We start from the raw sequence: 431 nt of genomic DNA, 5'->3' as shown, positions 1-431 counted from the left end.
CCTGGCCAATGGCACCGATGGCGTTGCCAGTGCCGTGCAATCGCTGAAGGCTGGCGAGAGTCATAACGAGGTGTTCAGCGTGCAGGTCAGCGATGGCCTCGGCGGTGTGGACACCCAACTGGTGACCGTCACCGTCACCGGCAGCAACGATGCGCCGGTGCTCAGTTTCGCGTCGGGTAACGATACCGGCGCGGTGCAGGAAGACACCACGCTCAGCGTCAGCGGCCAATTCAGTTCGGCCGACATCGACCACGATGCCACCGCCACCTGGAGCATCGCCGGGTCCAATACCGGCAGCTACGGCTCGATCGCCGTGGACAGCAGCGGTCAGTGGACCTACACCCTGGCCAACGGCACCGATGGCGTTGCCAGTGCCGTGCAATCGCTGAAGGCTGGCGAGAGTCATAACGAGGTGTTCAGCGTGCAGGTCA

The 431-nt window shown here is 63.8% G+C and carries 1 protein-coding gene; it reads left to right on the top strand.

What is annotated here, in order from left to right:
* A partial coding sequence (locus PMI21_RS02520; RefSeq protein ID WP_033064242.1) for a VCBS domain-containing protein occupies positions 1–431 on the top strand: 431 nt, incomplete at both ends.

Origin of the sequence: Pseudomonas sp. GM18 (assembly GCF_000282195.1) — a bacterium.
GTDB lineage: Bacteria > Pseudomonadota > Gammaproteobacteria > Pseudomonadales > Pseudomonadaceae > Aquipseudomonas.
The sequence above is the reverse complement of the archived record's forward strand: the minus strand, read 5'-3'. Positions and strand labels throughout refer to the sequence as shown.